The following is a 6,471-nucleotide window of genomic DNA, read 5'->3' as shown; positions in this document are numbered from 1 at the left end:
AATTGCAGCAAAAATTTCAATTAAAGGATAAAGTGGGTTATTATAGTATAATTCTTGAATAACGTCACCCTGAATTTATTTCAGGGTCACATAATCTTTTTTTATGCAAACTAGTTTTGTCTACATCTTAACAAATAAATACAGAACTACATTTTATATAGGGGTTACGGCAAATTTATCCACTCGGCTTCAAGAACATTTAAATGAAATTGGATCTGTTTTTACAAAAAAATACAATATTAAAGATTTGGTTTATTTTGAAGAGTATTTAGACATAAAGCAAGCAGTAGCTAGAGAAAAACAGCTAAAAAATTGGAAAAAGCAGTGGAAAATCAATTTGATAAGAGAAGTGAATCCTAATATGGAAACCATAAATTATTAAGCCATCTTTTTGTAAATATAATGGGATACTGAAACTCCCGAAAACTAGGGACTGTATGACGAATCAATATTAGCTTGGAAGATATGCTTGTAGCTAGAATTTCATTTAAAATAAATATTAAGAACTTAAAATATGATCTTTAAATAAGCGTCACCCTAAATTTATTTCAGGGTCACATAATTTTTTTATGTAAACAAGTATTGTTTTCATTTTAAGAATTAGATATGGAGTTATATTGATAAGGCTTAATAGGATACTGAAACTACCGAAAACTAGGGGCCGTATGACGAATCAATACTAGCGTGGAAGATGTGATTGCAGCTAGAATTTCTCTTAAAACAAAAATCAGGAACTTAAAATAAGGGTCACATTATTCTATAGGTTTATTTAATTTTACGGGAGTAAGGCTTCGTAAGATTGCTTTAAAATGTTAATAACGGTTTCTATTTCTTTTTCGTTTAAATGCCCATACCCTAACCTTATGGCGCAAATATTTTTGTTTTGATAAAGTATTGTTTTGGGTAAAAACAAGTCGAGCGTTTTAGCCTTTTCAGCAAGTTTAATAAGCGATATTTTCGGCTCAAAGCACAGCCACACAGCCAATCCTCCTGCGGGTACTTTCCATGTGGCATATTCCTGAAAATGGGTATGTAAACAGTCAAACAAATACGCTCGCCTTTGCTTATAAACCGTGCTATTTTTTTTAATTAATCGGTGTATTTCTCCTTCATCTATAAGCTCTGCAAGTATTTGTTTTTGAATTAAATCTCCTTGTCTATCTAATAGTAGCAAATAATTTTTGGCTTCATTAATAATATTTTCTGGAGCCACTACAAACCCTATTTGAAAACTCGGAAAGAAAGATTGTCCCAATCTTCCCAAATAGATAACAACACCTTGGCCATCCGCACTTGCCATAGGTACCATTGCAGAGCCATCAAACTGAAAATCATAATCAAAATCATCTTCTATAATTGCAAATTCATACGCTCTTGCTAGTTGTAATAATTTTAAACGTCTTTCCGCACTAAGGGTTACGGTTGTAGGGTATTGCCTATGTGCGCAGACATAGACAGAACGAATGCTGTGTCTTGTATAGTTTTTTTCTATATAATCTACATCAATGCCGTGGGCATCTACAGGAATAGTTTTTATAGTGGCACCGGCCTGTTGGAAAATCATATTGGATTTATAATGACTTAAATCGCCAACAAGCACAATATCATTTTTTTGGATTAATAGCTGAGAGATAATGTACAAACTCATCTCTGTGCTTCGTGTACTAACTATATTCTGCGGTTTTATATGAAATCCTCTTGTGGCGTTTAGATAATTACACAACTGCCTACTAAAAGTTGTATGTGATTTTTCTTGGGTTTGATTCCATTTAGAAATTAAAGAGGCACGTTTCATTGAGGCACTATACCAACGTGAAAACTGGTGGGTAGGATGTAACCTTAAATCGGGTTGCCCATCATTAATCACATATTTACACACAGAAAACTCTTCAGTAGAAGCTAAATGAAAAGAGGGTTGAAAAGGAAATCCTGAAATTTTTGGATACGATTTTAGTGCTTCTAATCCTTGCGAAGCACCTTTTATAGCAGCAGTTTTTTTTTCTGGCATTATTACAAAGGTGCCTTTATTGGCTAAAACTTCTACCCAACCTTGTGATGCCAATTCATCATACACCGCTACCGCAGTATTTCGGTTTATGGAAAGTAAGGCGCTAAACTTTCTTGTTCCAGGTAATGCAGTTCCTTCCGCTAAATAACCGCGTTGTATAGCATTAATAATTTGTTGTGCTATTTGGATATAAATTGAGGTGTTGGGCGACTTTTCAAAATATAGTAAGGATTTTAATATGTCGTCAACCGGACTATTCATTGTTTTAAAACTGGACCACTTTAATGATCCGGAAAGTTACGAATTTTGTACCCTTAAAAAACACGAACACCTTTTATTATGAAATTAATTTATTTAAGTATTTTACTAGCTTTGTTTTCGATATCGTCACAAGCTCAAGATATTGGAAAAGAACAACAATTAGATTCTGTCGTTGTTACCTCTACTCGAATAGATTTGCCTTTTAAGGAAAATTCTAGAACCATTACAATAATCTCTCAAGATGACATAAAAAAAAGCGCAACAACGAATGTAGCAGATTTATTACAACAATTTGCAGGAGTAGACATAAGACGGCGCGGTACTGCTGGTATGCAGGCAGATTTATACATTCGTGGGGGAGGTTTTGACCAAACTTTATTGCTCATAGATGGTATAAAGGTAGAAGATTCGCAAACGGGACACCACACCATGAATATGGCTTTGCCTATTGAAGTTATAGAGCGTATAGAAATCATTAAAGGCCCTGCTGCTCGGATTTTTGGGCAAAATGCCTTTACTGGAGCAATTAATATAGTGACCAAAAAAAATACAGGAAATGGTGTTTCTTTAAATGCTCAAGCTGGATCTTTTGGTCAATTTAACGGTTCTGTTGTAGTAGGCAGTCAATTAGAAAATTCCTCCCATATTGTTCAAGTTTCTAGAAATATTTCTGATGGCTACAGATATAATACGGATTACGACAATCAAAATTATTTTATAAAAAGTAGTTTCCATACTAACAAAGCACCTATTGACCTAATTGCTTCATTTCAGGAACGGAAATTTGGTGCCAACGGTTTTTATGCGAGTCCTACAGCCATAAATCAATACGAAGAAACACAAGCTAGTTTAATTGGTATCTCTTCTAAAATAATGAAAGAAAAGCTAACTCTTAAGCCAAAATTATACTGGAAACGGAACCAAGATATGTATGTTTTTGTAAGACAAGATCCTTCTATTTACAGAAACTTGCACCAAAGCAATAAAATAGGCGCTGCCATTGATGCATCGTACTACTCTAAGATTGGTGTAACTGGTTTTGGTGTAGATGTAGCAAACGTATATTTGTCTAGTAATAATTTAGGTTCTAGAAATAGGTTTATGACAACCTTGTTTTTAGAACATCGATTTACATTGGCGAATAATAAATTAGATATTACTCCGGGAGTTGCCGTAAATTATTTTTCTGATTTTAAATTTCATGCCTTCCCTGGTTTAGATGTGGGATATAAAGTAACGGAAGACTTGAAAATCTACGGAAACATTGGGTATACCTACAGAATACCAACCTATACAGATTTATTTTATAGCAGTCCAAGCGAATTGGGGAACGAAAATTTAGTTCCGGAAGAAGCAATTGCTGAAGAGATAGGATTTAAATTCAACAGTGGCAACTTTAACCTTTCACTTGTTGGGTTTAATAGAGATTCTAGAAAACTAATAGATTATGTAAAAGAAAATGAAGATGATTTATGGCAAGCAACAAATATTAGGGATTTAAACACGAAAGGGGTTGAAATAAATGCTGGTTATGCGATTTTCGCCGGAAATTTAAAGCAAAGCATTACTACAGGGTATACCTTTTTAGAAGATGACTTAAAGGCCGTGTCTAGTAACTTTTCTAGATACTCTATAAACTCCTTAAAACACCATGCTACAGTGGGGTTGCATACGCAAGTCACAAATAATTTATATATAAACGGTATTTATAAATATGCCGAAAGAACTATTGGTGAAAGTTATGCTGTAGTAGATGCAAGTGTTCGTTATACCGTTAAAGCAATGGAGTTTTCAATACTGGCAAATAATATTTTTAATGCAGCCTATACAGAAACTAATTTGGTGCCAATGCCTAAAGGGAATTTGTTATTTGGTATAAAGTACAATTTAAAATAAAACAACCAACAGACATTTACTGTTTCAATTTACTTAGGTTTTAGTAACTTTAACACCTTAAATCTATTCTTTTGAAATTAAATCTTCAAGACATTCCTAGGGTGAAAACCATTACGAAACAGGAATTTTTAGCGAATTATTTTAAACCACAAAAACCTGTGGTGATAGAACGATTTATTGAAGATTGGCCAGCCTATACAAAATGGAATTTAGAATATATAAAAACGATTGCTGGAGATAAAACAGTGCCTTTGTATGACGATAGGCCAGTAGATCATAAAGAAGGATTTAATGAGCCACATGCCACTATGAAAATGGCAGATTATATAGATTTGTTGCAAAATGAACCTACCAAGTTTAGAATATTTTTGTGGAACGTATTGAAAGAAGTTCCAGAGCTTCAGAAAGATTTTACATATCCAGATTTTGGCTTAAAACTGATGAAAAGTTTACCTATGCTTTTTTTTGGCGGTAAAGATTCGCATACTTTTATGCATTATGATATTGATTTAGCAAATATTTTTCATTTTCATTTTGAAGGTGAAAAACAAATCATTCTATTTGATCAATCGCAAAACAAACACCTTTATAAGGTGCCACATTCCTTAATAACCCATGAAAGCATAGATTTTTCCAATCCGGATTATAGCAAATGGCCCGCTTTAAAAAATGCATCGGGTTACAAAACTAGGCTGCAACACGGAGAAATGCTCTACATGCCAGAAGGGTATTGGCATTATATGAAATATATTACGCCGGGTTTTTCTATGAGTTTACGGGCCATTGCCCGAAGCCCTAAAAACTTAGGAAAAGCTTTTTATAATGTTTTAGTGATGCGGAATTATGACAATGTAATGCGTAAGATCTATGGGCAAAAATGGATTGATACTAAGAATGAGAATGCCATTAAGCGAACAAATGTAAATACCAAATAGTGCAATCAAATAAGAATAGATATATTTGCACCCTTAAATTAAATAACACTAACATTTAATAATTCATTTATGAAAAAAGGTTTAATTGCTTTAACAATGATTCTGGGAGTTTCATTTGCAAATGCTCAAGCATACGAAGGAAAAGATGATGCGAAGTTTCAAATAGGTGCTAACTTTCAAGAAAATGGTACAGGTATCGTTGTAGCCTATGACTATGGTATGGGTGAAAATTTCTCTATTGGTTTGGCTTCTTCTTATATATTAGGGGTTGAAGAAACTATAGGTGCAGATTTTGGCGACCGTATAGACTTAAAAGCTCGTTTTAATGCGAACTTGGGTAGCGTTTTTCAATTGGGAGACAATGTAGATATTTATCCTGGATTAAATTTAGGTCTGAAAAATTTTGGAGGTCATTTAGGAACTCGTTATTTTTTCACAGATGGTTTTGGATTATTTGCAGAAGCAACTGCTCCATTTGCAAAATATAAAAGCGGTGTTTTAACACCTGCTGAAAAATTGCACAACCAATTTGTGTTCAGCTTTGGAGCTGTTTTTAATCTTTAATTCATAGCAAGAGAAAAGTAAATATAAAAAAAAGCCTCATCTAAGATGAGGCTTTTTTTATTTCTTATTGATACTTGAAATGTATTTTTGCAGCGCCATTGTCATTGATGGCGTGTCTGGTGTAGGTGCTTTTATGTCTATGCGCAACCCTGCGCCTGTTGCGGCATTTACAGTGGTATTACCAAAAACAGCTATTCTCGTTTCATTTTGCTCAAAATCTGGAAAATTCTTTAATAAAGATTCTATTCCAGATGGACTAAAAAAGACCAATATATCGTAATACACATCTCTTAAGTCCGATAAATCACTAATAACCGTTTTGTAAAATATCCCTCTTTTCCAATCAAGTCCCAAGCCATCCATTGTTTCAGAAACTTCTAGTTTTAGAGAATCTGAAGAAGGTAAAAGGAATTTCTCGGTCTTGTATTTTTTCAATAGCGGTACTATATCTGTAAATGTTCTCTTTCCAACATATATTTTACGCTTGCGGTAAACTACATATTTTTGAAGGTAGTAAGCAACAGCTTCTGACTGGCAAAAATACTTCATAGAATCTGGCACTTTAAAGCGCATTTCTTCCGCTATTCTGAAAAAGTGATCTACAGAATTTCGACTTGTAAGTACAATGGCAGTATAGTTGTTTAAATCTATTTTTTGTTGGCGTACATTTTTAGCGTCTACACCTTCAACATGTATAAACGGCCTAAAATCTACTTTCAACTTCTCCTTTTCTATAAGTCGTGAATAGGGAGAGTTCTCCATCTTAGGTTCTGGCTGTGATACCAAGATCGTTTTTATCTTCATAGA

At 33.8% G+C, this 6,471-nt stretch carries 6 protein-coding genes; 4 read left to right on the top strand and 2 right to left on the bottom strand.

The genetic code is table 11. The features are described from left to right. Window positions 1-103: 103 nt before the first annotated feature. The gene (locus tag MWU65_RS15855; protein WP_247079526.1) at window positions 104-382 is read left to right on the top strand and encodes a GIY-YIG nuclease family protein; all 279 of its coding nucleotides are present in this window, start codon (window positions 104-106) and stop codon (window positions 380-382) included. Between the two features lie 393 nt (window positions 383-775). On the opposite strand, the gene MWU65_RS15850 is transcribed toward MWU65_RS15855, so the two are convergent. After that, a complete protein-coding gene (locus MWU65_RS15850; RefSeq protein WP_247079524.1) occupies window positions 776-2,269 on the bottom strand; it encodes a PLP-dependent aminotransferase family protein in 1,494 nt (497 codons plus the stop codon). A 78-nt stretch (window positions 2,270-2,347) separates the two neighbouring features. Here MWU65_RS15850 and MWU65_RS15845 point away from each other — a divergent pair, with 78 nt between their 5' ends. The 3 genes from MWU65_RS15845 (at window position 2,348) to MWU65_RS15835 (ending at window position 5,664) form a co-directional block, all read left to right on the top strand. Then, window positions 2,348-4,165 (top strand): TonB-dependent receptor, encoded by a 1,818-nt coding sequence (locus MWU65_RS15845; protein ID WP_247079523.1) that lies wholly within the window; start codon window positions 2,348-2,350, stop codon window positions 4,163-4,165. 71 nt (window positions 4,166-4,236) lie between these two features. After that, window positions 4,237-5,100 carry a cupin-like domain-containing protein gene (locus tag MWU65_RS15840; protein ID WP_247079521.1) on the top strand — a complete coding sequence of 288 codons (864 nt, stop codon included), beginning with the start codon at window positions 4,237-4,239 and terminating at the stop codon, window positions 5,098-5,100. 69 nt (window positions 5,101-5,169) lie between these two features. Continuing rightward, window positions 5,170-5,664, top strand: a complete 495-nt coding sequence (locus MWU65_RS15835; protein ID WP_247079519.1) for a DUF6646 family protein — start codon at window positions 5,170-5,172, stop codon at window positions 5,662-5,664. A gap of 57 nt (window positions 5,665-5,721) precedes the next feature. On the opposite strand, the gene MWU65_RS15830 is transcribed toward MWU65_RS15835, so the two are convergent. Further along, a complete protein-coding gene (locus MWU65_RS15830; protein ID WP_247079517.1) occupies window positions 5,722-6,468 on the bottom strand; it encodes a uroporphyrinogen-III synthase in 747 nt (248 codons plus the stop codon). Window positions 6,469-6,471 lie beyond the last annotated feature (3 nt).

It is taken from the genome of Cellulophaga sp. F20128 (assembly GCF_023015805.1).
In the GTDB taxonomy this organism is placed as follows: Bacteria; Bacteroidota; Bacteroidia; order Flavobacteriales; family Flavobacteriaceae; genus Cellulophaga.
This window is presented reverse-complemented; position numbering and strand designations above follow the sequence as displayed.

Bases quoted from the DNA above. Each gene is read 5' to 3' on its own strand.
- MWU65_RS15835 (WP_247079519.1), top strand. From the start codon at position 5,170: ATGAAAAAAGGTTTAATTGCTTTAACAATGATTCTGGGAGTTTCATTT.
- MWU65_RS15845 (WP_247079523.1), top strand. From the start codon at position 2,348: ATGAAATTAATTTATTTAAGTATTTTACTAGCTTTGTTTTCGATATCG.
- MWU65_RS15855 (WP_247079526.1), top strand. From the start codon at position 104: ATGCAAACTAGTTTTGTCTACATCTTAACAAATAAATACAGAACTACA.
- MWU65_RS15830 (WP_247079517.1), bottom strand. From the start codon at position 6,468: ATGAAGATAAAAACGATCTTGGTATCACAGCCAGAACCTAAGATGGAG.
- MWU65_RS15850 (WP_247079524.1), bottom strand. From the start codon at position 2,269: ATGAATAGTCCGGTTGACGACATATTAAAATCCTTACTATATTTTGAA.